Annotated in this window: 22 protein-coding genes; 18 read left to right on the forward strand and 4 right to left on the reverse strand. The window is 40.4% G+C overall.

Annotation, left to right across the window (positions count from 1 at the left end; translation table 11 throughout):
• Positions 1-184 precede the first annotated feature (184 nt).
• The 17 genes from OC25_RS21715 (at position 185) to ade (ending at position 17,714) form a co-directional block, all read left to right on the forward strand.
• On the forward strand, positions 185-1,363 hold the full coding sequence (locus tag OC25_RS21715; protein ID WP_039480502.1) for an MFS transporter: 1,179 nt from the start codon (positions 185-187) through the stop codon (positions 1,361-1,363).
• 4 nt (positions 1,364-1,367) lie between these two features.
• Entirely contained in the window at positions 1,368-2,210 is an 843-nt protein-coding gene (locus OC25_RS21720) for a sulfurtransferase (RefSeq protein ID WP_039480505.1), read from the forward strand.
• A gap of 289 nt (positions 2,211-2,499) precedes the next feature.
• Positions 2,500-2,985 carry a YceD family protein gene (locus tag OC25_RS21725; protein WP_244154595.1) on the forward strand — a complete coding sequence of 162 codons (486 nt, stop codon included), beginning with the start codon at positions 2,500-2,502 and terminating at the stop codon, positions 2,983-2,985.
• Positions 2,986-3,000: 15 nt separating this feature from the next.
• On the forward strand, positions 3,001-3,192 hold the full coding sequence (gene rpmF / locus OC25_RS21730; protein WP_039480510.1) for a 50S ribosomal protein L32: 192 nt from the start codon (positions 3,001-3,003) through the stop codon (positions 3,190-3,192).
• A gap of 101 nt (positions 3,193-3,293) precedes the next feature.
• Entirely contained in the window at positions 3,294-4,232 is a 939-nt protein-coding gene (gene plsX / locus OC25_RS21735) for a phosphate acyltransferase PlsX (RefSeq protein WP_039480513.1), read from the forward strand.
• Positions 4,233-4,250: 18 nt separating this feature from the next.
• Positions 4,251-5,249, forward strand: coding sequence for a beta-ketoacyl-ACP synthase III (locus OC25_RS21740; protein WP_039480517.1), 999 nt, complete (start codon positions 4,251-4,253; stop codon positions 5,247-5,249).
• A 141-nt stretch (positions 5,250-5,390) separates the two neighbouring features.
• Positions 5,391-5,867, forward strand: a complete 477-nt coding sequence (gene accB / locus OC25_RS21745; RefSeq protein WP_039480520.1) for an acetyl-CoA carboxylase biotin carboxyl carrier protein — start codon at positions 5,391-5,393, stop codon at positions 5,865-5,867.
• Between the two features lie 44 nt (positions 5,868-5,911).
• Complete coding sequence (gene accC / locus OC25_RS21750; protein WP_039480523.1) at positions 5,912-7,255, forward strand: acetyl-CoA carboxylase biotin carboxylase subunit; 1,344 nt, start codon at positions 5,912-5,914, stop codon at positions 7,253-7,255.
• Between the two features lie 168 nt (positions 7,256-7,423).
• A complete protein-coding gene (locus tag OC25_RS21755; RefSeq protein WP_039480526.1) occupies positions 7,424-8,620 on the forward strand; it encodes an LVIVD repeat-containing protein in 1,197 nt (398 codons plus the stop codon).
• A gap of 118 nt (positions 8,621-8,738) precedes the next feature.
• Positions 8,739-9,620, forward strand: a complete 882-nt coding sequence (gene tatC / locus OC25_RS21760) for a twin-arginine translocase subunit TatC (protein WP_039480529.1) — start codon at positions 8,739-8,741, stop codon at positions 9,618-9,620.
• Between the two features lie 45 nt (positions 9,621-9,665).
• Entirely contained in the window at positions 9,666-10,103 is a 438-nt protein-coding gene (gene rpiB, locus OC25_RS21765) for a ribose 5-phosphate isomerase B (RefSeq protein ID WP_039480531.1), read from the forward strand.
• Between the two features lie 28 nt (positions 10,104-10,131).
• Complete coding sequence (locus tag OC25_RS21770) at positions 10,132-11,766, forward strand: M28 family peptidase (RefSeq protein WP_039480534.1); 1,635 nt, start codon at positions 10,132-10,134, stop codon at positions 11,764-11,766.
• 151 nt (positions 11,767-11,917) lie between these two features.
• Positions 11,918-13,303 (forward strand): LutB/LldF family L-lactate oxidation iron-sulfur protein, encoded by a 1,386-nt coding sequence (locus OC25_RS21775; protein WP_039480536.1) that lies wholly within the window; start codon positions 11,918-11,920, stop codon positions 13,301-13,303.
• A gap of 79 nt (positions 13,304-13,382) precedes the next feature.
• The gene (locus tag OC25_RS21780) at positions 13,383-13,619 is read left to right on the forward strand and encodes a hypothetical protein (protein ID WP_039480539.1); all 237 of its coding nucleotides are present in this window, start codon (positions 13,383-13,385) and stop codon (positions 13,617-13,619) included.
• On the forward strand, positions 13,601-13,984 hold the full coding sequence (locus OC25_RS21785) for a type II toxin-antitoxin system VapC family toxin (protein WP_039480542.1): 384 nt from the start codon (positions 13,601-13,603) through the stop codon (positions 13,982-13,984). Before OC25_RS21780 ends, OC25_RS21785 begins: the two co-directional genes overlap by 19 nt.
• 21 nt (positions 13,985-14,005) lie before the next feature.
• On the forward strand, positions 14,006-15,982 hold the full coding sequence (locus OC25_RS21790) for an alpha-ketoacid dehydrogenase subunit alpha/beta (RefSeq protein WP_039480545.1): 1,977 nt from the start codon (positions 14,006-14,008) through the stop codon (positions 15,980-15,982).
• Positions 15,983-16,076: 94 nt separating this feature from the next.
• On the forward strand, positions 16,077-17,714 hold the full coding sequence (ade, locus tag OC25_RS21795) for an adenine deaminase (RefSeq protein WP_039480548.1): 1,638 nt from the start codon (positions 16,077-16,079) through the stop codon (positions 17,712-17,714).
• A gap of 89 nt (positions 17,715-17,803) precedes the next feature.
• Here the strand turns inward: ade and OC25_RS21800 are convergent, their stop codons facing one another.
• From OC25_RS21800 to OC25_RS21810, 3 genes are all read right to left on the reverse strand, one after another.
• The gene (locus OC25_RS21800) at positions 17,804-18,412 is read right to left on the reverse strand and encodes a SprT-like domain-containing protein (protein ID WP_209435620.1); all 609 of its coding nucleotides are present in this window, start codon (positions 18,410-18,412) and stop codon (positions 17,804-17,806) included.
• A gap of 241 nt (positions 18,413-18,653) precedes the next feature.
• Complete coding sequence (locus tag OC25_RS21805) at positions 18,654-19,031, reverse strand: GxxExxY protein (RefSeq protein WP_039480551.1); 378 nt, start codon at positions 19,029-19,031, stop codon at positions 18,654-18,656.
• 70 nt (positions 19,032-19,101) lie between these two features.
• A complete protein-coding gene (locus tag OC25_RS21810; protein ID WP_052266387.1) occupies positions 19,102-21,372 on the reverse strand; it encodes a helix-turn-helix domain-containing protein in 2,271 nt (756 codons plus the stop codon).
• Positions 21,373-21,638: 266 nt separating this feature from the next.
• On the opposite strand from OC25_RS21810, the gene OC25_RS21815 reads away from it, so the two are divergent.
• Complete coding sequence (locus tag OC25_RS21815) at positions 21,639-23,222, forward strand: peptide chain release factor 3 (protein WP_039480555.1); 1,584 nt, start codon at positions 21,639-21,641, stop codon at positions 23,220-23,222.
• A 160-nt stretch (positions 23,223-23,382) separates the two neighbouring features.
• Here the strand turns inward: OC25_RS21815 and OC25_RS21820 are convergent, their stop codons facing one another.
• Positions 23,383-24,900 (reverse strand): glycoside hydrolase family 32 protein, encoded by a 1,518-nt coding sequence (locus OC25_RS21820; RefSeq protein WP_039480557.1) that lies wholly within the window; start codon positions 24,898-24,900, stop codon positions 23,383-23,385.
• Positions 24,901-24,950: the final 50 nt, after the last annotated feature.

The following is a 24,950-nucleotide window of genomic DNA, read 5'->3' on the forward strand; positions in this document are numbered from 1 at the left end:
TGAAAGACCAAAGCGGAAAGACCAAAGCGGAAAGACTAGAGCTTGGATGCACTTAGGTGTCTGAGGTGGTAAAAAAGACCGAAGTCAGGAAGTCCAAAGATTAAAAGCTGAAAGACTAAAGCTGAAAGACCAAAGCTTAGTTACACTTATGTATGTGGAGCGCTAAAACGAAAAGTTTTAACAAATGAAAGCCACTAAAGCTACCGGCATCCTGCCCATTATTGTGATTTCGCAATTTTTGTGCACTTCTTTGTGGTTTGCGGGTAATGCAGTATTGTCTGATATTGTTAAAAATTTCCCGTTAGCACAAAACCTCCTGGCCAACTTAACCAGTATGGTACAGTTTGGTTTCATTACCGGCACACTGGTGTTTGCTTTCTTCGCCATTTCCGATCTTTTCTCTCCATCGAAAGTTTTCTTTGTTTGTGGTATTGCTGCAGCACTATTTAACCTGGCCATTTGCCTGCAGGTAGCCGATGTAAGGTTATTGCTTTTATTTCGGTTCTTAACGGGTTTTATGCTGGCTGGCATTTACCCTGTAGGGATGAAAATCGCATCCGATTATTTTAAAGATGGCTTGGGCAAATCGCTGGGCTTTCTGGTAGGTGCTCTGGTATTAGGCACAGCTTTTCCGCACCTGTTAAAAACATTTACTGCCAGTTTCCCCTGGAAATATGTAATTTATGGTACCTCTGCATTATCGCTTACAGGTGCCTGTTGCATCTTTTTATTTGTACCTGATGGTCCGTTTAGGCAAGCCGGACAAAAATTTAATTTTCGCGCCTGCATGAGTGGGTTTAAAAATGTAGGTTTCCGCTCAGCAGCATTTGGCTACTTTGGCCACATGTGGGAACTATACACCTTTTGGGCCTTTTTACCGGCCATGCTTTTACATTACAATAGCGTGCACCCTACTGCACAGTTAAATATTCCCTTGTTTTCGTTTTTGGTAATCGGGTCAGGTGGCTTATCCTGTATGCTAGGTGGGTTGTTATCTCAAAAATTCGGTGCTAAACGCATTGCCATGATCGCCCTGGCTACATCAGGCTTATGCTGTTTACTCTCCCCGCTTTTTCTTTTTGCTGATTCAGTATATGCCTTGCTCATATTTTTGTTTATCTGGGGATTATCGGGCACAGCTGACTCACCGCTATTCTCTTCATTAGTGGCTAGAAATGCACCAGAAGCATTAAGAGGAACTTCGCTTACCCTGGTAAATTGCATTGGCTTTGCCATTACTATTGTGAGTATCCAGGTAATTAATATGTTATCAAAAGAGATGAATTCGCATTATCTTTATATGGTTTTAGCCATCGGACCAATTTTGGGACTTTTGGCATTATTAAAAAAACAACACAGCTAAAAACATGAGTAATAAACTATCACCAATCATAAAACCCGAAGATCTAATCACATTAACCCAAACTACTGAAATCGTACTTATCGATGCCAGTGCGGGCTCAAAGGCGCGCTATGACGAACAACACCTTGCGGGTGCGCTTTTTGCCGATGTAAACGCTGATTTGGCTAATATCGGCGATTTCGCTCAGGGTGGCCGCCATCCTTTACCTACTTTCGAACAATTTGCCGGGGTTCTGGCCAAATTTGGCATTGATCAGGATAGCCATGTGGTGGTTTACGACGATAAAAACGGTGGTAATGCTGCTGCAAGGCTCTGGTGGATGCTCAAAGCCATTGGCCATGAAAAAGTACAGGTAATTGATGGTGGATTTCAGGCGGCTGTTAATGCGGGTTTCCCTACCAATAATGCAGTTGAAACACCAAAACCTGCTAAACCCTATCTCATTTCTGGCTGGAATTTGCCGCTATCAGATATCGGCGAGGTAGAACAGGTAGCCCAAAACAACGATTATATGGTAATTGATGTGCGCGATGCCAACCGTTATGCAGGTTTAACCGAACCGATTGATTTAATTGCTGGCCACATCCCTGGTGCAGCCAATATTCCCTTTACCGAAAACCTGGATGGAAAGGGCTTCTTTTTATCTCCGGAAGAGTTAAAAGACAAATACAATAAAGCGCTGGCTGGCATCGAAACCGCACATACCATTGTGCACTGCGGATCGGGCATTACTGCCTGCCACACGCTATTAGCAATGGATTATGCTGGTTTACCAATCCCGAAGCTTTATGTCGGTTCATGGAGCGAATGGAGCAGAAACAATAAGGAAATGGTGCTGGCTAGCTAGTTTTTTGTTGGTCGGGATTTATAATCCCGATCTCCTGAATGGTGGATTTATAATCCACCCAGAGATAAAAATGGATAACTTAAAGCAGGGATTATAAATTATTACAGATAAGAAAACAGTGAAGCCGGGGAGTATTTCCATTAACATTCTGAAAACCTGTCCGATTAATCGCAACAATTTTCAAAAAACATTTTTAATCTAATTATTTTATCCCTACATTTGCAGGCTAAAATTTTACAGTACTTTGAAGCCACTAAAACAATTTTCATTACCGTTTACCGGGTTAAAATTGGGAACTCATCAATTTGATTATGAGCTTGGTGACAGCTTTTTTAACGCTTTTGAGTATTCGTTAATTAAAAGCGGAGATTTAAAGGTTGACCTGGAACTTGAGAAACAAGAGACCATGTTGATCCTGAAATTTAAAGTTATTGGTACAGTAAAATTAGATTGCGATAAATGTTTATCAGAATTTGCTTATCCGGTAAACCTCTATGAAAGGCAGATTGTAAAATTTGCTGAGGATGAACTGGAGAGCGATGATGAAGAAATTATTACGCTAAGCCGTAAAGACTCTGAAGTTGATCTATCGGGGCCTTTGTACGAAATGATAAACGTAGCGGTACCTTATATCAAAAACTGCGGGCAGGCAAACCAGGATTGCGACCAGAATATGGTTGAGCGCCTGGAGCAACTATCGGTTGCGAAGCAAGCAGAAGAAAGTGAACAAACAAGCGACCCACGTTGGGAAGCCCTTAATAAGTTAAAAAAATAATTAGATTATACACCAATGGCACATCCAAAACGGAAAATCTCGAAACAGAGAAAAAATAAAAGAAGAACACACTATAAAGCTGTTGCGCCTTCTTTAGCAACTTGCTCGGCAACAGGTGCTATCCACGTACCTCACCGTGCTTACAACGTTGATGGTAACTTATACTACAACGGTAAACTGGTTATCGAAAATACTCAGATTGGGTAATTTTCTTAAAAAATTGTTTGTGTTTTCAGCGGCTTTAGTCATACCTTAGTCAACTGAAAAATTCAGGATTACACCTGACTTAACACAAACAGATTTTTTCTATGAAAATAGGCCTCGACATAATGGGCGGAGACTATGCTCCCAAAGCAATTGTTTTGGGAGCAATAGCTGCTCATCAATCGCTTAACGCCGGAGAGCATCTTGTTCTTATTGGCGATACCGAACAGATTAAACCCATTCTAGCAGAAGAAGGCTTTAATCCAGATCATTTTGAATACGTTCATACTGATGAAGTAATTGGTATGGGCGAACATCCTACCAAAGCAATTGTTCAGAAACCAAACTCGAGCATCGCAGTTGGTTTTAACCTTCTAAAAGAAGGTAAAATCGATTCGTTTGCCAGTGCAGGTAATTCCGGAGCAATGTTGGTTGGCGCTGTATTTAGCGTTAAAACCATTCCGGGCATTATTCGCCCTTGTTTATGTACAATCCTTCCTAAAATTAAAGGCGGCACTGGCCTGCTTTTAGATGTTGGCGCCAATGCCGACTGCAAACCCGATATTTTATTACAATTTGGCGTACTGGGTAGTTTATATGCAGAAAATCTTTTGCAGATAACCGATCCTAAAGTAGCGTTGATGAACATTGGTGAAGAAGATGAAAAAGGAAACATGCTAAGCATGGCTACTTTTCCGTTGATGAAAGAAACCAACCTGTTTAACTTTGTAGGCAATGTTGAAGGCAGGGATTTATTTAATGACAAAGCTGATGTAATTGTTTGTGATGGATTTACCGGAAATGTAATGCTTAAACTGGCTGAATCATTTTACGTATTAACCATCAAAAAAGGATTAAAAGATGAGTTTTTCGATCGTTTCAATTACGAGCAATATGGTGGAAGCCCGGTATTAGGTGTTAACGCTCCCGTAGTTATCGGACATGGTATTTCCAGTCCTTTAGCGGTTAAAAATATGGTACTCCAATCCAGGGAAATGATTACTACCGGATTGGTAGAAAAAATTAGAATGGCATTTAAATAATTTATTAAAATTCTTAAAATGAGTAAAATTCACGCTGCTATTACAGCAGTAAATGGTTACGTTCCCGACTATGTGCTTACAAACGCAGAGTTAGAAACCATTGTTGACACTTCGGATGAATGGATTACCAGCAGAACGGGAATTAAAGAACGTAGAATTTTAAAAGGAGAAGGTTTAGGTACTTCAGATATGGCTGTTCATGCTGTAAATGGTTTACTTAAAAAGAGAGGAATTGATGCAAAGGAAATTGAACTGATTATCTTTTGCACCACTACTCCAGATTTTACTTTCCCTGCAACTGCAAACGTTTTAGCTGATAAAGTTGGTGCAACCAATGCATGGGGTTACGATTTACAGGCCGCTTGTTCTGGCTTTATTTTCGGCCTTTCTACAGGTGCATCTTTTATCGAATCGGGCAGACATAAAAAAGTATTGGTAGTTGGTGGCGATAAAATGTCGTCAATTATTAACTACGAAGACCGTACTACCTGTATTATTTTTGGCGATGGTTGCGGCTGTGCCCTATTAGAGCCAAATGAAGAAGGTTTAGGTATTCAGGATTCTATTTTAAGAACCGATGGTGCCGGAAGAGATTTCTTAGGCATGAAAGCTGGTGGTTCTGTTAAACCGGCAACGCACGAAACCATTGATGCCAGAGAGCACTTTGCGCACCAGGAAGGCCCAACAGTATTTAAATTTGCCGTAACCAATATGGCTGATGTTGCAGCCGAAATTATGGAACGCAATAACTTAACTGCTGATGATGTAGCCTGGCTGGTACCTCACCAGGCCAATAAACGTATTATTGATGCAACGGCAAACCGCATGGGTGTTACTACCGATAAGGTAATGATTAACATTGAGCGTTATGGTAATACAACCAATGGTACTATTCCATTGTGTTTATGGGAATGGGAAAGCAAGCTTAAAAAAGGTGATAACATTGTGTTAGCAGCATTTGGTGGTGGCTTTACCTGGGGCTCTGTATACCTGAAATGGGCATACGATACCGTATAGTTTAGAGTTGGCAGTTTGAAGTGGAATTGGCCATTAGCCATCAACCAAAAGACTATCAACCACAATTAAAATTTAAAACAAAAAAAGTATAACTTAGTTAATTCATTTATACACTTTTTTTCACATAACAAGGATTAAAAAATGGATATCAAACAAATACAGGAACTGATTAAATTTGTTTCTCGTTCTGGAGTAAACGAAGTTGCTATTGAGCAAGAGGACTTCAAAATCACGATCAAAACAAACCAAGCACCTACAGTTGTGCATGCTACCATCCCACAGGCCCCGCTTGTACAGGCTGCTGCACCAGTTGCTACAGCTCCTACTGCTCCGGTTGCAGCAACTCCTGCTGTTCCTGCCGCAGAAGACACTTCGAAATACATCACCATTAAATCTCCAATGATTGGTACTTTCTACCGTTCAGCTAGTCCGGAAAAACCAATGTTTGTAAATGTTGGCGATGAAATCGGTGCAGGTAAAGTAGTTTGTATTATTGAGGCAATGAAACTTTTCAACGAGATTGAGAGCGAAGTTTCAGGCCGTATCGTTAAAATCCTGGTTGATAATGCATCACCTGTTGAGTACGACCAACCATTATTTTTGGTAGAACCTATTTAGTTATTGATTACACAGATTAATTAGTAATCAGAAAAGGTAAAATTATGTTTAAAAAAATACTTATTGCCAACAGGGGAGAAATCGCTTTGCGTATTATCCGCACCTGTAAGGAAATGGGCATCAAAACCGTTGCTGTTTATTCTACCGCAGATCGCGAAAGTTTACACGTACGTTTTGCTGATGAGGCCGTTTGTATTGGTCCCCCGCCTAGTAAAGATTCTTATTTAAATATCCCCAATATTATTTCGGCGGCAGAGTTAACCAATGCCGACGCCATTCACCCAGGTTATGGGTTCTTGTCAGAAAATGCTAAGTTTTCTAACATCTGCCGCGAGTATAACATCAAGTTTATTGGTGCTACGCCAGAGCAGATTAACGATATGGGTGATAAAGCTTCGGCAAAGGCAACCATGAAAAATGCCGGTGTTCCAACCATTCCAGGATCGGAAGGTTTACTTACCAGCGTTAAAGAAGGTATTACTATTGCCAACGAAATGGGCTATCCGGTTATCCTTAAAGCTACTGCCGGTGGTGGTGGCCGTGGTATGCGTGTGGTTTGGAAAGATGAAGATTTTGAAAATGCCTGGGATAGTGCACGTCAGGAATCTGGTGCAGCATTCGGTAATGATGGTTTATACCTGGAAAAATATATCGAAGATCCACGTCACATTGAAATCCAGGTTATTGGCGATCAGTTTGGCAAAGCCTGTCACTTATCAGAGCGCGATTGCTCAATTCAACGCCGTCACCAAAAACTGGTAGAAGAATCACCTTCACCATTTATGACCGAAGAACTGCGTTTAAGAATGGGTGAAGCTGCTATTAAAGGAGCAATGGCTGTAAATTACGAAGGTGCAGGTACTATTGAGTTCCTGGTTGATAAACACCGTAATTTCTATTTCATGGAAATGAATACCCGTATCCAGGTAGAGCACCCGGTTACAGAAGAGGTAATCAACTTCGATTTAATTAAAGAACAAATTAAAGTTGCAGCCGGTATTCCGATTTCAGGTAAAAACTATACCCCTGAAATGCACGCTATCGAGTGCCGTATTAACGCCGAAGATCCTGCGAACAACTTCCGCCCGTCACCAGGAAAAATTACGAATTTCCATTCGCCAGGTGGTCACGGTGTTCGTGTAGATACTCACGTTTATGCTGGCTATTCAATTCCTGCTAACTACGATTCGATGATTGCCAAACTAATTTGCGTGGCTCAAACCCGCGAAGAAGCAATTTGTACCATGGAACGTGCTTTAAGTGAATTTGTAATTGAGGGTATTAAAACTACCATTCCTTTTCACTTACAATTGATGAAAGATCCTAACTTCAGAGCAGGTAATTTCACCACAAAATTCATGGAAACGTTTGAATTTTCAGAAGGATAAAACGATTATAACCTTAAAACATATCAAGGCTGTTCAAAATATTTGAACAGCCTTTTTTATTGCCCTCAAATTTTTATTCAGCCTGGATAAATAGCTGATCATTAATATTTAACTTCAACTGTAGCATTTAGTTAGCTCGTTACGTTTATATACAAAAACACTCCGGTAATGAAAAAAAATCTAATTAACGTCATCCTTTTCGTACTTGCTGTTGCAGTATTTACTTCCTGCAAAAAAGACGAGTATGAAACCATCCAAATTGCAAAAATGATTTCTGTTAAGGAAATGAGGGCCTTGCCTACGGGAATAACCAAAGCCACTCCCGCCAAAAGGACTGGCAAAATCTACATTTACAACGATTACCTTTTCATCAACGAACCTAATGAGGGTATTCACATCTACAACAATGCTAATCCGAGTGCGCCGGTAAATGTGGCTTTTCTGAAAATTCCGGGAAACGTAGATTTAGCGATCCACAACAATATCCTCTACGCCGATAATTTTATTGATTTACTTGCTTTTGATCTGTCGGACATGAACAATATCAAGCAGGTTAAAAGGTTAACAGATGTTTTCAATCAACTGTATAGTCCAGGTTCTGAAAAGTATCTTTACACTTATAAAGACACAGTAGTAAAAAAACGGACCAGTAAGGATAAAATATATTACGATGCTTACAGTAGTTCTTCATCGCAGGGTGGTTCGGGGCAAGGCGGCTCAATGGCCAGATTTACCTTAATGAACGACTATTTGTACGCGGTGGGATTAAATAACCTGAGTTTATTTGATGTTAAAACAGCTTCGAACCCAACCTTTTTAAAGGCTATTACTTTGGGTTGGGGTGTTGAAACCATCTTTCCTTATGAAAATAAATTATTTATCGGTACCAACAGGGGCATGCACATTTTTAGCGCTACCGATCCTGCTAATCCGGTACAACTCTCTACTTACAGCCATATTTTCGCTTGTGATCCGGTAGTTGTGCAAGGAAAATACGCTTATGTTACCTTACGTACAGGCAATAATTGCAGGCAAGCTAGCAATCAATTAGAAGTTGTAGATATAGAAGATCCAGCCAAACCGAAACAGCTTGCAGTTTATCCGATGCAAAATCCGCATGGCTTAAGCACCAGTGGTGATAATTTGTTTTTATGCGAAGGCAACTTCGGAATAAAGAGTTTTAACATTGCCAATAAAACTAAAATAGGCGACAACCTGTTGCAGCATTTAAACAATATCAAAAGTTTTGATGTTATCGCCGGCCCTAAATCTTTGATCGTAACAGGTGAAGATGGGGTATATCAATTCAATTACACCAATGCTGCCAATTTAAAGCAATTGAGCATAATTAAGGCGCAGCTTTAAATTATTGCAACGGCTGAGTTCGATTTTTTCCGTCATTTCTCAGAATAATATAAACTATTTCTATATTTAACACGTAAATACCATTCTATTCAAATAGAATGGTATTTTTGTTTTCAACATGAGCGACAATAAAAAAACATCACTTACAAAAGCAATCGGGCAAAAGAGTACAACCTTAGAGGCAGAAATGTCATTCTTCGACCATCTCGATGTACTCCGTAAACATCTAATCAGAGCAGTAATTGCAGTTGCCGTATTTACAGGTATCGCGTTTTATTTCAATGAAGAAATTTTAGATAAAATTATTTTCGGGCCTAAAAAGCCCGATTTCTGGACCTACCGCATGATGTGCAAACTGGTAGAGCACTTTCCTTCGCTCGGCAAGGATATGTGTATCACCAAAATTAACGGCGAAATTATCAATACCGAAATGGCTGGTCAGTTTAACCTCCAGCTGAATGTTTGTGTAATGTGTGGTATCGTGGTGGGATTCCCTTATTTATTATGGGAAATCTGGCGTTTCGTTAAACCTGCCCTGCATGAGAACGAGCGCAAATCTGCAAGCGGATTTGTATTCTTCGCATCTGTATTGTTCGTAATTGGTATCCTTTTCGGTTACTTCGTAGTTTGTCCGCTATCGGTTAACTTTTTAACCGGCTATACCGTTAGCACAGAGATTAAAAATACTTTCACCGTTGATTCTTACCTGTCGTCTGTAGCAACCCTTACTTTAGGTACAGGGATTATTTTCGAGCTTCCGGTTATCATTTTCATTTTATCCAAACTGGGTTTAATGACACCGAAACTGATGCGGGCAAGCAGACGCTATGCGACTGTAATTATCCTGATTATTGCAGCAATTGTAACCCCTACTCCAGACATCATGACGATGCTGATTGTGGCTACACCTTTATTTTTATTGTACGAAGCAAGTATTTTTGTTTCGGCCTACATTGAAAGAAAGAAGAAAAAGGCCGAAGCAGCATTCTATGCTAACTAACAAAAACATTACGAACAGAATTCATAATTCTCTATACATTTGACAATGTCTGATACAAAAATTAAAATTGCTATTGGCGCGGATCATGCCGGATTCGAATACAAAGAAATATTAAAAGATTTTCTACAGGATTACGAGGTAAAGGATTTTGGTCCTTACAGTGCAGATTCAGTTGATTATCCGGATTTTGCCCATCCTGTAGCCAGTGCTGTTGAAAGTGGAGAGTTTACCTATGGTATTTTACTTTGTGGCTCTGCTAATGGTGTGGCCATAACGGCAAACAAACACCAGGGTATCAGAGCAGGCTTATGCTGGGAAAATGAAGTTGCCTCTTTGGTACGTCAGCACAATAACGCAAATGTATTGTGTATTCCGGCACGCTTTGTTTCAGCAGATGAAGCAAAAAAAATTACCGAAACTTTTTTAACTACAGCATTTGAAGGCGGTCGCCATCAAAACCGGGTCGAAAAAATTTCGTGCTAAAAAAGAAACTCAACTAACTATTATCATAATGAACAAAAAGTTTTTAACCCTTGGTTTGGCTACGCTTGTTACCGCAAGTTGTTTTGGCCAGATTAAACCACTGCCGGCCAATAAAGACGCTATCAGGTTTAGCAAGGCCATTAATCCGGATAATGCCTACAAGCACCTTTCTGTATTGGCATCTGATGAATATGAAGGTCGCGAAACAGGAACCAAAGGTGCCTGGATGGCCGCCGATTATATCCGCGATTATTTTAAATCTATTGGTTTAAAAGGTCCTGTTGATGGCAGTTATTTCCAGAAAATTAACCTGGTAAATGTTACTTTAAAAGAAAGCCATGTAACGGTTAACGGTCAGCCGAAAGAATACCAGAAAGATTACGTCGTTTCTCCAAGCTTAATCAGCGATAACGGTTTTACTTTTTCTACCGATCAGATTGTATTTGTTGGTTACGGCGTTAAAAAAGACAACTACAACGACTTTAACGGAACCGACATTAAAGGAAAAGTGGTAATGATGTTCAGTGCCGGTGATCCGACTATAAAGCCAGGCACCAGAATTGACAGAGCAGCTTACCGTGCCATCCTTGAAACACGTGCGAAATATTTTGCTGAGAACAACGTAAAGGCCATCATCCTGATTGATCCTATGGTAGACAGGATTACAGAGAGTACCAAACAAGCCCAAAACAAAGGCAGGGTAATGGTAAAAACCAATGCAGCGATCGAAGCCCAAAAACAAAATGATATTCCGCGCATTTCGATTTCAACAGCTGTTGCAAACGATTTGTTAAAAGGAGCAAATACAACTGCCGCTGATTTACAGAAAAAAATAGTAGAAAGCCAGGCACCTGCTTCACAGGTATTAAACGTTCCTTTTTCTGCAAGTGCAGCTAAAAACGAAGCATCGGTTAGGTGTGAAAATGTTTTGGGTTACCTGGAAGGTTCTGATCCGGTACTTAAAAAAGAAGTATTGATCTTAACCGGTCACTATGATCACATAGGTTTGGAAACTGATCCTAACGCGAAAGATAAAGTAAACAACGGTGCTGATGACGATGGATCGGGTACTACCGGTGTTTTATTGATGGCAAAAGCGTTTACCGATGCTAAAAAAGCTGGAAAAGGACCTAAACGCAGTATCTTATTTATGACTGTTGTTGGTGAAGAAAAAGGGCTTTGGGGTTCTGAATGGTACTCTGAGCACCCTGTTTTCCCTGTTGCCAATACCATTGCCGATTTAAATACCGATATGATTGGCCGTACAGGTGAAGAATACCTGGGTAAACCAGATTCGGCAAACTACATCTACTCTGTAGGCTCGAAAATGTTAAGCAGCGACCTGGCCAATATTAGCGAGCAGGTAAATGCCACCTATACCAAAATGAAACTGGATTATAAATACGATGATCCAAAAGATCCTGAGCAGATTTACTACCGCTCAGACCACTACAACTTTGCTAAATTAGGTATTCCGATCATTTTCTATTACGATGGAATGTTACAGCAGGATTACCACAAACCTGGCGATGAAGTAAGCAAAATCAACTTCCCACTCCTGGCAAAAAGGGCAAAATTAACCTATTTCACTGCATGGGAGCTTGCCAACAGAGCTAAACGCCCGGTAGTAGACATGGATGGAAAAGGAAATCCGAAGAAATAATATTCAAAATACTCAGCCTCAACGAAATGTTGGGGCTTTTTTATGCACATTACTTTTGGTGCCTGCATAAATTCATATCTTTGGTTTTTAACAGCGTAGCCTGAACTAAAAGCAGCTATTCTTCGTTACCCCTATAATAAAATTGCCATTAATGAAAACTGCCGAGGAATTTTTAGAGAAGTCTGATGAGAAAGCTTTCGATTTACCGCACCGTAAAACCATAAATTACAATATCGGTAAATACAATGCGGCAGTTGAACGCGGCTTATCGAAATTCGAAAATCTCGAAGCTTCTAAAAAGAAGGCACACGTAATTAAATGGCGGGTAATGGAAAATCTCGACAAGTTCTTACCCGAATTTGAATCGAACTTTCAACGTCGTGGTGGTAAAGTAATTTGGGCCAACGATGCGGCAGAAGCTCAGCAGGAAATCCTCAATATCATTAAAAGAAACAATGGGAAAACGGTCATCAAATCGAAATCGATGACGACCGAAGAAATCCACCTGAACGACTTTCTGGAGCAAAACAATATCGAATCGCTGGAAAGTGATCTGGGCGAATACATCGTTCAGTTATTGGGCCAGGCACCCTACCACATTGTTACCCCAGCCATGCACTTAAGTGCGACTGATATTGCGCAGTTATTTCACGATAAGTTTGGAACCCCGCTTGATGCTACACCACCACAACTGGTACAAAAAGCAAGGGAACTACTCAGAGATAAATATTTAAATGCCGATATCGGCATCAGTGGCGGCAACTTCCTGATTGCCGATACGGGAAGTATTGCTATCACCGAAAATGAAGGCAATGCCAGGTTAAGCACTACTTTCCCCAAAATACACATTGCCATTGTTGGTATCGAAAAGATAATCCCTTCTATGGCCGACCTGGATTTGTTCTGGCCTTTATTGGCCTCGCATGGTACGGGGCAAAATTTAACAGTTTACAACAGTATCCTGAGCGGTCCGCGTCAGCCAAACGAAACAGATGGACCAGAAGAAATGTATGTTATCCTGCTGGATAATGGCCGTACTAACTTACTGGCTCAAAAAGACCAGCGACAGGGCTTGTACTGCATTCGTTGTGGTGCTTGCCTAAATGCCTGCCCGGTATATAAAAATATTGGCGGGCACACCTATAACACCACATACAGTGGCCCGATTGGCTCAGTGATTACCCCGCATTTAAAGGGTATGGAGGAGTTTAAGCATTTAAGCTATGCCTCCAGTCTCTGCGGAAAATGCTCGGAGGTTTGTCCTGTAAAAATCGATATCCATAAAATGTTATTGCTCAACCGAAGAGATGCTGCAGCAGGCCATGAAAATGGGAAAAAGGAAGAAATGGGCTGGAGCATGTTTAACAGGATGATGCAAAAACGCAAATGGATGGATTTCTTTGGTGGAAAATTTAAAAACTTTATGCTCAAAACCTTCTTCAAAAAGAGTTGGGGTAAATACCGCGAGATGCCAAAAGTTGCCGACAAATCTTTTGCGAAGCAGTTTGAGGAGATGAAGAAAAATCGGGAGTCTTAAGCCCAAAGTCATTTTAGTCCGAAGCCTAACTCAAAAGAAAAGCTATTTTAATCAGCCTCTAAATTTTGTATATTTGAGTATGATACGAACAATAATAACACCTGATAAAGAAAATATCTCTATAGATCTTCCTAAGGCTTATATTGGGAAACAAATCGAGGTTTTGGTTTATGCTGTCGACGAACTTAATGAGGTAAAAAATCCTAAAAAAAAACATTCTGACTTTCGTGGTTCATTAAATCTTACCGACCAGCAATACAAAGAATTCCAGCAATATATTATAGATAGCAGGAACGAATGGGAACGGGATATTTAGCAGATACCAACTCTGTAATTGAGTATCTGGAGAATAAATTGCCTGAAAAAGTGCTTCTATTTATGGATAATATCGAAATGCATTTATCTATTATCTCAAGGATAGAACTTTTGGGTTGGTCAAAGATAACCGAGCCGCAATTTCAAGAATTAAATGGCTTTATTTCGGTTTCCTATGTTTATAATTTATCAGAAGAAATTGTTCAAAATACGATCAAAATTAGGAAGTTACATAAAATTAAACTACCTGATGCTATTATAGCAGCCACAGCAATAACCAATAAGCTTACCTTAATCACAAGAAACACTGCAGATTTTAAAAAAATTGCAGAACTTGAAATGCTCAATCCCTGGGATATTTCTTAAAGTTTTTAATCAAATTCTGCTATGCATTTTAACCGAAGAGATAAAGACGACGAATTCTTACTGAATTTATATAAAAAACTGCTTTATCCCCGGATGGTGGAGGATAAAATGCTCATATTGTTACGCCAGGGGCGCATAGGCAAATGGTTTTCGGGTATTGGGCAGGAAGCCATTGCTGTTGGCAGTACAATGGCCATGCAGCCTGAGGAATATATTCTACCCATGCACCGCAATTTAGGTGTTTTTACCTCACGTAATATTCCGCTAAAGAAATTAATGGCCCAATGGCAGGGCAAGTTAACCGGCTTTACCAAAGGCCGCGACCGCTCCTTTCATTTTGGCGCACAAGTATATAAAATTGTGGGAATGATCTCCCATCTCGGCCCGCAAATGGCTCTTGCAGATGGCATTGCATTGGCTGATTTACTTGCCAATAAACAGCATGCTACCCTGGTTTATACAGGTGAAGGTGCAACCAGTGAAGGCGATTTTCACGAAGCGATAAATGTTGCAGCCGTTTGGGGACTTCCGGTTATCTTTTTAATCGAAAATAATGGTTACGGGCTGTCAACACCAAAAGCAGAACAGTACAGGTGCAAAAACCTGGTTGATAAAGCCATTGGGTACGGTATTGAAGGCTGGCAAATAGACGGCAATAATATTCTTGAAGTCTACGATACCATTAACCAGCTGGCCATGGAAATCAGAAAAGACCCAAGACCTGTTTTGGTTGAGTGCATGACTTTCAGGATGCGTGGCCACGAAGAGGCATCAGGCACCAAATATGTCCCACAAGAACTGTTCGATCAATGGGAAAAGAAAGATCCGTTAAACAATTACGAAGCTTATTTAATTGAACAAGGCATTTTAACTATCGATACTATCACCGATATTAAAATCCAGTTTAAAAAAGATATTGAAATCGCTGTAGAAGAAGCCTTTGAAGAACCAGAGCCTATCGCAAATACTGTTCAGGAAGAAACGGACATGTATTTCCCTTACGAATCCGAAATCATTCAACCGGGCCAGGCTACTACTGAAAAAAGATATTTAGATGCCATTAGCGATGCGCTCGATCTCGCTATGGAAAAATATCCAAATCTGGTTTTAATGGGGCAGGATATTGCCGATTATGGTGGCGCCTTTAAAATTACGGATGGCTTTATGGCTAAATACGGCAAAAGCAGGGTGCGTAACACCCCCATTTGCGAATCGGCCATTGTAGGCGCAGGTTTAGGCCTGTCTATAAATGGGTATAAAGCTGTTGTAGAAATGCAGTTTGCCGATTTTGTAAGCGTTGGCTTTAACCAGATTGTAAACAATTTGGCCAAAACGCATTATCGTTGGGGCGAGAAAGCTGATGTTGTGGTACGTATGCCTACAGGTGCCGGAACGGGCGCCGGGCCTTTCCATTCGCAAAGCAATGAGGCCTGGTTTACCAAAACACCAGGCTTAAAAATTGTCTATCCTGCATTTCCAGAAGATGCTAAGGGCTTGCTTTTGGCAGCCATTGCCGATCCTAATCCAGTAATCTATTTTGAACACAAATACTTGTACAGAAGTTTAACTGCGACGGTACCTGATGGTTATTATACTACCGAAATAGGAAAAGCGGTTACCTTAAAAACAGGTAGCCAGTTTACGATTATCACCTATGGTTTAGGTGTACATTGGGCTTTGGAACATTTAAACAATCACCCTCAACAAGAAGCGACCCTTGTTGATCTGCGTACGCTCCAGCCATGGGATCAGGAAACGGTAAAAGAGGCTGTAAAAGCTACCGGACGGGTGCTGGTTTTACACGAAGATACCCTGACCAATGGTTTCGGTGCCGAAATTTCTGCATGGATTGGAGAGCATCTTTTCCATTACCTGGATGCACCTGTAATGCGTTGCGCCAGTTTAGATACCGCCATTCCGATGAGCAAAGTGCTCGAAGATGACTTTTTAGCTAAAGCCAGATTAGCAGCAACAATTAATAAATTATTGAAATACTAAAATAGGTTAATCGTATAAACTGTTTAAATTGGTCAATTGCAAGTTGATCTAACAGTTAACCGATTGATACAATTAACCAGTTAAACATAAAGAAATGGGCACATTCAAAGTCGAAGGAAACATAGTCAATATCACAAAGCGAAATATTTTCTTTGGCGAAATAGCCGTTGAAGCCGGAAAAATCAAATCGATTACCAAAATTTCAGAAGAACGCCCAGGCAGCCCTTTCATTACTCCGGGTTTTATCGATAGTCATGTACACATCGAAAGCAGTATGCTAATTCCGAGCGAATTTGCCCGGCTGGCTGTGGTACATGGTACGGTGGCCACCATCAGCGATCCGCATGAAATTGCTAATGTGTGTGGCATGGAAGGTGTCGAGTTTATGATCGAAAACGGGAATACTGTACCCTTTAAATTCAATTTCGGGGCACCAAGCTGCGTTCCGGCCACTATTTTCGAAACCGCTGGTGCAGCCTTAAACCACGATGATGTTAAAGCACTTTTAGAACGCCCTGAAATTAAATACCTCAGCGAAATGATGAACTTCCCAGGGGTGCTATACAAAGATGAAGAAGTTTATAAAAAGATCGCAGCTGCACACCATTTGGGCAAACCTGTTGACGGGCATGCACCAGGCTTACGTGGCGATGCGGCTCAAAAATATATCGATGCGGGTATTTCTACCGATCATGAATGTTTTACTGCTGAGGAAGCATTGGATAAACTACAGCGTGGCATGAAAATATTGATCCGTGAGGGCAGTGCAGCCAAAAATTTTGAGGCTTTAATCCATTTACTTCACGACTGGCCCGAAATGATGATGTTTTGCAGTGATGATAAACACCCTGACAGTTTAGTAGAAAACCACATCAACGAAATTTGTGCAAGAGCAGTAGCAAAAGGAATCGACGTTTTTAAAGTACTAAGAGCAGCATGCATTAATCCAATATTACACTATAAACTGGAAGTTGGTGCTTTACAGGTAAACGATGATGCCGATTTTATTGTGTTGGAAGATCTTGTTAATTTTAAGGTAAAACAAACCTATATCAATGGCCTTTTATTGGCAGAAAACGGCAAAATGGCGGGTAATTGGATCAACCATGTGGCCGGTAAAGAATCGATTAACCATTTTGATTGCAGCCCCAAAAAAGAAGCAGATTTCATCTTGAAATACACCAATCAGCAGGAAATCCCCGTTATTGAGGCCTTAGATGGTCAGCTCATTACCAATAAAATACAGGCAAAGCCCAAGATTGAAAATGGCAATATCATAAGCGATGTAGCGAACGACATACTCAAAATGGTGGTAGTTAACCGTTATCACGATGCCCCAATAGCGATTTCTTTTGTTAAGAACTTTGGCTTAAAACAGGGTGCGATTGCATCAAGTGTTGCGCACGATAGTCATAATATTATTGCAGTGGGTGTTGATGATAAAAGTATTTGCGAAGCGGTAAACCTGGTGATAAAGGAAACCGGTGGTGTTGTCGCTTTAGGAAATGGAAAAGAAGAAGTGCTTCCGCTGCCAGTGGCTGGCTTAATGAGTAATCACAATGGTTACGAGGTTGCCACATGTTATACTGCGATAGATCAGTTTGCAAAAGATTTGGGTTCAACCCTTCTCGCCCCTTTTATGACGCTTTCTTTTATGGCGCTTTTGGTTATTCCGCACCTGAAACTGAGCGACAAAGGTTTGTTTGATGGTGATGAGTTTAGGTTGATTTAATATCATCAAATATGCTGATCTGTAGTGAAAAGTTAAATAAAAAACTTAAAGAGATGCTGAAACAAGTTCAGCAGGACGCTAGTGATAAATTAGTCTAACAAAAACACCTCGGCCAGCGGATTAAACAGGTAAACCCGTTTATCATCTAAACAAACGCAGCGATAACGTTTTCTGATGCGCTCGCCTTTAGTAAAACGGCGGCCATCTTTGATTTTGAAGTTGGCATTTACAGGTAACTGCTCTACGTGTAAGGTACCGGTTGTATCGGCATCGTATTTTTTTAAGGCACGTGATAAATGTAAATCAGAACAGCTCGAGGCTGCAGGATTCGACATGTAGCTGTCTATCGCTTTATGAATATCATCTGGAAAAATATTCATATCAAAAAAGGGCACCATCATCCGTTGAAAGTTTTTTTTCCATTCGGTTCCGTGCGGCTTTACCTTATTCTTAAAATCATTCCAGGTTAACAAATGAGCAAATTCGTGTACCGTGGTTACCAGAAAAGCGTAATGGTTGAGGTTAAAATTAACTGAAATGCGATGGCCTTTATCCCGAAAAGGATGGCGGTAATCACCAAGCTTAGTGGAACGGGTTTTAGCGATCTTAAATTCACACTGAAAATAATCAATCCACTTGGCAATTAGCGGGGCGGCCTCGGCAGGCATGTATTGCGCTAAAACTTTAACTTTCTCCACAGATGCTAAGATAATTATTTTTAAAGTTTAACCACAAAAGGCTCAAAGTTTAATGAAAAAACAGAATTATTTAAGTTTTTTAACCACAGAGTGCATAGAGTTTGCACAGAGGAAACAGAGTATTTTTGTGATAATTCAGTGTAAAAAGAATTTGATACAAAAAGCATTCATACGATTATGCATCAATTTGCCTAAAATTTTAACCACAGAGCACATTGAACTTTCACAGAGAGAAAGAGTACTAGTATCCATTTACTATTCGTCTAATTCCATCTTTTAATCTTAGCACATTAAAATTCATTAGTAGTCCAAATCTATAACCTCCAAGTTTCATATATGTTAGTGTTTGTGCAAGGTGAATATCACTGAGGGCTTCAATACTTTTCAACTCCAAAACAAGCTTATTCTCCACCAAAATATCTATGCGGTAACCACAATCCAGTTTTACATCTTCGAAAACCAAAGGCATAATCTTTTCTTTCTCAACCTGAAAACCTGCTTTATCTATTTTGTAGAACAGGCACTCTTTGTAAGCATTTTCAAGCAAACCTGGCCCCAGCGAGGTATGAACATCTATCGCCAACCCAATAATGGTTCTTGTTAATAAATCTTCTTTCATAAAGCTCTGCGTGCTCTGTGCCTAATCTCTTTTTCTCTGTGGTAAATATTATGTCCTTTGCGGTAAAAAACTACTCCTCACTAGGAAACAGCGATGCCAGTACCATTTTTATCTCGCCGAAAGAGTAATCCTTGCCCAGAAACTCCCTGATTGTAGCCATCGATTTCGTTTTCTGGCTTTCCACGGCATCTGTAATATTCCTGATTTTATTGGGTTTAACCAGTTTGGTTACGTCCAGTTGTTGCGTAGAAACATAGTAAGCCAAATGGCCTTCAATGGTACCTAACGATAAACCGCGTTCCTTTGCAATTTCGGCTAAGCTTTTGCCTTGCTCATACAATTCAAAACTCAGCAGTTTGGTATCAGGCTTTGGCTCTTTCTTTTGCTTCTCCGTGGCAGTTCTTACTTTTAGCGCCATTCCTTTAAGCGTAATTGCCTTTTTCAACTGTGCTTCCCTTTCAACTGTATTCAAAAGTGCATCGGTATCGGCTTTGCTAAACTCTTTACCATCTATAATTGCTTCGAGTAATGCCTTGCTTTTGTGAATTTTCTTCAATTGTTCATAAATCACAATTTCCAGTTCGAGCAATTCGGTAAGGTAGGTTTTTACCTGTTTTTCTTCTTTTATGGCCTCTATCTGTATTAAAAATTTATCCGATACCTCCTTAATTAACGGACTGAAATATTTTACCGCTGCCTGCACCCGCTTGGATACATTGAACAAAGTATGTTCTGTTTGTTGGGCAAACAGGTTTTTAAGCTGGTTGATAAACGTATCGGCTGTCGCCGTAATTTTCTGGAAATCTTTATACAAATCCATCGTCCATTCATCGTAGCGCTGCTTGGTCGATTTAGCTTCGCTCTTATCAAAAGTTTGCATGTGCTCCTTAAAATAATAGCGCGCCATGTTCAGGTCGAAGGCCGATAGTAAATACGTCCTGATAAAATTATAACTCTCGGCACTGATCTGCTGATCGAGCACTTCGGCTGGTTGTTTCGTTTTAGAAAAATAATGAATGTTCTGGTCTTGCTGCAAACCACTTTCACGCAGATGTGAAGTTAATACCAAGCCTTTAAGTGACCGCAGACGCGAAAGCGCAACATAAGCCTGGCCCGGGGCAAATGCATCACCAATATCGATAATCGCTTTATCAAAAGTTAAACCCTGACTTTTATGCACCGTAATGGCCCAGGCCAGCTTAATCGGATATTGTACAAAAGAACCCGCCACATTTTCTTCAATTTCATTTGTGGCTTCGTTGAGTTTATATTTTACGTTCTCCCAGGTGTAAGGCGAAATCTGTATCACCGTTCTATCTTCAGGCAACTCAATTTCTATCACCCCCTTTTCGATATGGTGCACCACTCCTATTTTACCATTGTAATAGCGTTTTTCGGCAGTCATATCGTTTTTAATAAACATAATTTGTGCACCAACCTTAAGTTCTAAACTTTTATCGTTGGGATAAGCATGTTCATTAAATTCGCCGGTAACCTTTGCCTCAAAAAAGTACGATTTGCTGGTTAGCTGTGTTAAGCGGTCGCGGTTTATCGCATCAGCTTTATTGTTGTGCGTGGTTAGGGTAATGTAATTCTCTGTTGCTGCAGGTTTAAAATCCTGAATAAAATGTTGTTGTAATAATGCCGTATCCTGTGCGGTGATCTGGTTGTTCCGCAGGTTATTCAGCAAATCGATAAAAACCGAATCATCCTGCCGGTAAATTTTATCCAGTTCTATATATACCGGCGGATTATTTTGCAGCGCCAGGGCATCGAAGAAATAAATACTCTTGTAAAATCCGGCCATTACCCGCCATTCATCGTTTTTAACTACCGGAGGCAACTGATGTAAATCGCCAATAAATAATAGCTGAACACCTCCAAAAGGCACATTTTTATTCCTGCGGATATAGCGCAGGGCAAAATCAATGGCATCCAACATATCTGCCCGCAGCATACTCACCTCATCAATCACTAGCAGTTCCAGCTCCTGAATCAGGCGTCTTTTATTGCCTTGCATATTTAAATGCTTAGCCAGTGTACGTGGCGTATTAAAGTTAAAGGTAATATGCTGATTAATGATGTTCCCCGCTGCATCAGGAAAGAAAGCGCCAAATGGCAACTGAAAAAGAGAATGAATAGTAACCCCTGCTGCATTAATGGCAGCTATACCTGTCGGTGCACAAATCATTGCCTTCTTATGCGTAAGCTGAATCAGTTTCCGCAAAAAAGTAGTTTTACCAGTTCCCGCTTTTCCTGTTAAGAAAACGTTTTTAGAGGTGTAATTCACAAATTTAGCCGCAATTTCTGCGGGCATAGAAGTTTCTTCTAATGTAGGCATCTGCAATAAAATTTTAGTTTGCTAAACAGGCGGGATAAATAAAGCTAAACATTTTAGCACAAAAATAGGGATGATTTATAAAAATTTTGGATTATTTCGTTTTTATCTTCGATCAATCGCGAAATCGTCCAGGGTTTAAACCCTGGACGATAGTACAATTAGCCAGTTTTTCGTATCTTTGCAGCCTCATGGAGCAAAAATCTAAAATTCTTCTGTTAGCAAGATTTCTTTAACGCTTCCACCTATCTTATAATTTCCTTTTTATTATGCTTAACCCTGAAATAGAAAAACGTAAAACCTTTGCCATTATAAGTCACCCCGATGCGGGTAAAACCACCCTGACAGAAAAGTTTCTGCTGTTTGGTGGTGCCATCAACACGGCTGGTGCGGTAAAAAGAAATAAGGCAAACCAGAGCAATACCTCCGATTTTATGGAGATTGAAAAGCAGCGTGGTATCTCGGTAGCAACTTCGGTAATGGGTTTCGAATACAGCGGTAAACGCATCAATATTCTGGATACACCGGGTCACAAAGATTTCGCCGAAGATACATACCGTACTTTATCGGCTGTGGATAGCGTAATTTTGGTGGTCGACTGCGTAAAAGGTGTAGAGGAACAGACCGAAAAACTCATGTCGGTTTGCCGAATGCGAAACACGCCTGTAATTATCTTCATTAACAAAATGGACCGCGAAGGTAAAGAAGCTTATGATCTACTAGATGAAATTGAGGAAAAACTAAACATTAGCTTATGCCCGCTTTCGTGGCCAATTGGTCAGGGGCATACCTTTAAAGGAGTTTACAGCATCTATAACAAACACTTAAATTTATTCAATTCTGATAAAACCAAAGTTACCGATTCGGTAGTTGCTGCAAATGATCTGAACGATCCTTCACTTTTAGATTACCTTAAAGCATCGGAAATTAAGACTTTAAATGACGATGTGGAGCTGGTTGACGGAATTTACGGCAAAGTAGATAAAGATCTGTATACCGAAGGTCTGCTGGCTCCTGTATTTTTTGGAAGTGCCATTAACAATTTCGGGATCAAGGAATTGCTGGATACCTTTATTGAAATTGCACCAAGCCCAAAACACCGTGAGGCCGAAGAACGCGATGTTTTGGTGGAAGAAAAAAACTTTAGCGGTTTTGTATTTAAAATTCACGCCAACTTAGATCCTAAACACCGCGATCGGATTGCCTTTTTGAGAATTTGCTCTGGTAAATTTGAACGCAATAAATTTTATTACCATACTCGTCAGGATAAGAAACTGAAATTCTCTAACCCGATGGATTTTATGGCCAACGAGAAAAGTATTGTTGAAGAAGCCTGGCCAGGTGATGTAGTTGGTTTGTACGATAGTGGTAACTTTAAAATCGGCGATACTTTAACCGAAGGTGAAAAACTGCAGTTTAAAGGTATCCCTAGTTTCTCTCCTTCTATTTTTAAAGAGGTAGAAAACATGGACCCTATGCGCACCAAACAGTTGGAAAAAGGAATTGAGCAATTAACCGACGAAGGGGTGGCGCAATTATTTGTAATGCAGCCCGGAAACCGGAAAGTAATTGGAGCTGTAGGTGAACTTCAGTTCGAAGTAATTAATTTCCGTTTAGAACACGAGTATGGGGCAAAATGCCGTTTCCGTACGCTAAGCTATACCCGTTCGAGTTGGGTAACTTCAGAGGATAAAAAAAAACTGGATGAGTTTGTAAAACGCAAGCAACAACACATCGGCTTTGATAAAGAGGCTAACCCGGTTTACCTGGCCGATAGTGAGTACATGATTAATTTAACCAAACAGGATTATCCTGATATCGATTTCCATAAAACAAGCGAGTTTAAGAGCTAGTCTTTAGTCTGGAGTATAGGTCCGTAACACATCATTTTTAATATATATAGAATTGTCACCCTGAGCCTGTCGAAGGGCCTACCTTAAATTGTGTGAGGCGTTTCGATCCTTCGGCAAGCTCAGGACAAGCTGAGCTCAACGTGACAAACTATTATTGTTGCTATTTCTTACTCAAATCCCAGATCTTTAAACTGCTTAGCGTACTTTTACCATCTTTCGAGAATACGGTAATCCCGGTTGCTTTTTCGTCCGGAAAAATCATGGTAGAAATCACCTTTTCACCACCATTGCCAAAAACTTCAAGCGATGATTTATCAATCAGGATCTGAATTTTCACTTTACCACCAACAGGGTTTATTCTAGCGGTTTGCACGATGTTCTTATCGTTTTTAATGCCTTTTTCTGAGCGCGAGCAATCAACGTAAAGCTCATTTTTATCAGCCTGGTAGCCTACTTCAATTTCTTTAATCACTTTACCTTGTCCATCTTTTAATTGTGCCAGCTTAAAGCCTGCATTTTTAGCGCCATTCAAATCAAATTCTGCTTCAATCCAGTTCGCATTGGTAATTTCATCCAGTTTCAACTCTCCGTTAACAGCCAGGTTTTGTTTGGAAATTACCCGGTTTTGTGCCAGTTTTTTAAGATTACCCGCAACAACCGAACTCGGCTGCTGAAACAACCTCACGCCATCAGGAGTAGTTTTCAAGGCTAAATCCCTTGGGATAGACATCTGTCCTTTCCATGGAAAAGTTTCTTTCCCTCCTGGCTGCAACCAACCCAAAAGAATGCGTTTATCATTTGGCGCACTGTTCCAGGGAATGGCGGCATAAAATGAGTCACCATCATCTACCAGTAAGGTTAACTGACCATCATTATCATTTTTAAAAGTTTTGCCATCAAAATCGCCTACAAAATATTGCATGGTTGGACCTTTTGGCCCAAACAGCGAAATCATGAGCACCCATTTGGTGTTGTTCTTATTTCCATCAACAGCAAGTGGAATCATAAAAGGGCATTCCCAGCCACTGCCCTGGTTGCCTTGCTTGCCAAAATCGCTCAGCATAGTCCAGTCTTTCAGGTTTTTCGAACCGTAAAACCGTGCCTGATGCTCATCCACCATCGCAACCGTCATAATCCATTGTTTCGAAGCCTCATGCCACCACACATTCGGATCGCGGAAATCCTTTTTGTTTAAATCTATAATGGGGTTCTTCGCATAATTAGTAAAAGTTAAGCCACCATTGTTGCTATAGGCCATATACTGCGATTCGTTATGCTGTTTAGGTAAATCGGCAGTATAAAAGGCCAGAATTGGCGCTTTGCCCTTGCCTAAACCACTTACATTTTGTTTATCTAAAACCGCAGAGCCAGAGAAAATCATGGTTGTGGTATCTTTGATGATCTTCTCGGGGATGGCCACAGGCAGGTGTTCCCAATTTACCAGGTCTTTACTTTTGGCATGCCCCCAGCTCATGTGCCCCCATTTATTTTCGAAAGGGTTATACTGGTAATACAAATGGTATTCACCATTCAGGTAAATCAATCCATTAGGATCGTTCAGCCAGTTGGCTGGCGCTGTAAAATGGTAACTGGGCCGCCATTGCGGGGTAGCTTGCTGCGCAAAAGTGTTTAACGAACAAGCAATAAGGATGGATAAGATATATTTGGTTCTGCTCATAATTGGTTATTGAGGCTTTAAATTACAAATAAGAATCCAATTACTAAAAC

It is taken from the genome of Pedobacter kyungheensis (genome assembly GCF_000812965.1).
GTDB lineage: Bacteria > Bacteroidota > Bacteroidia > Sphingobacteriales > Sphingobacteriaceae > Pedobacter > Pedobacter kyungheensis.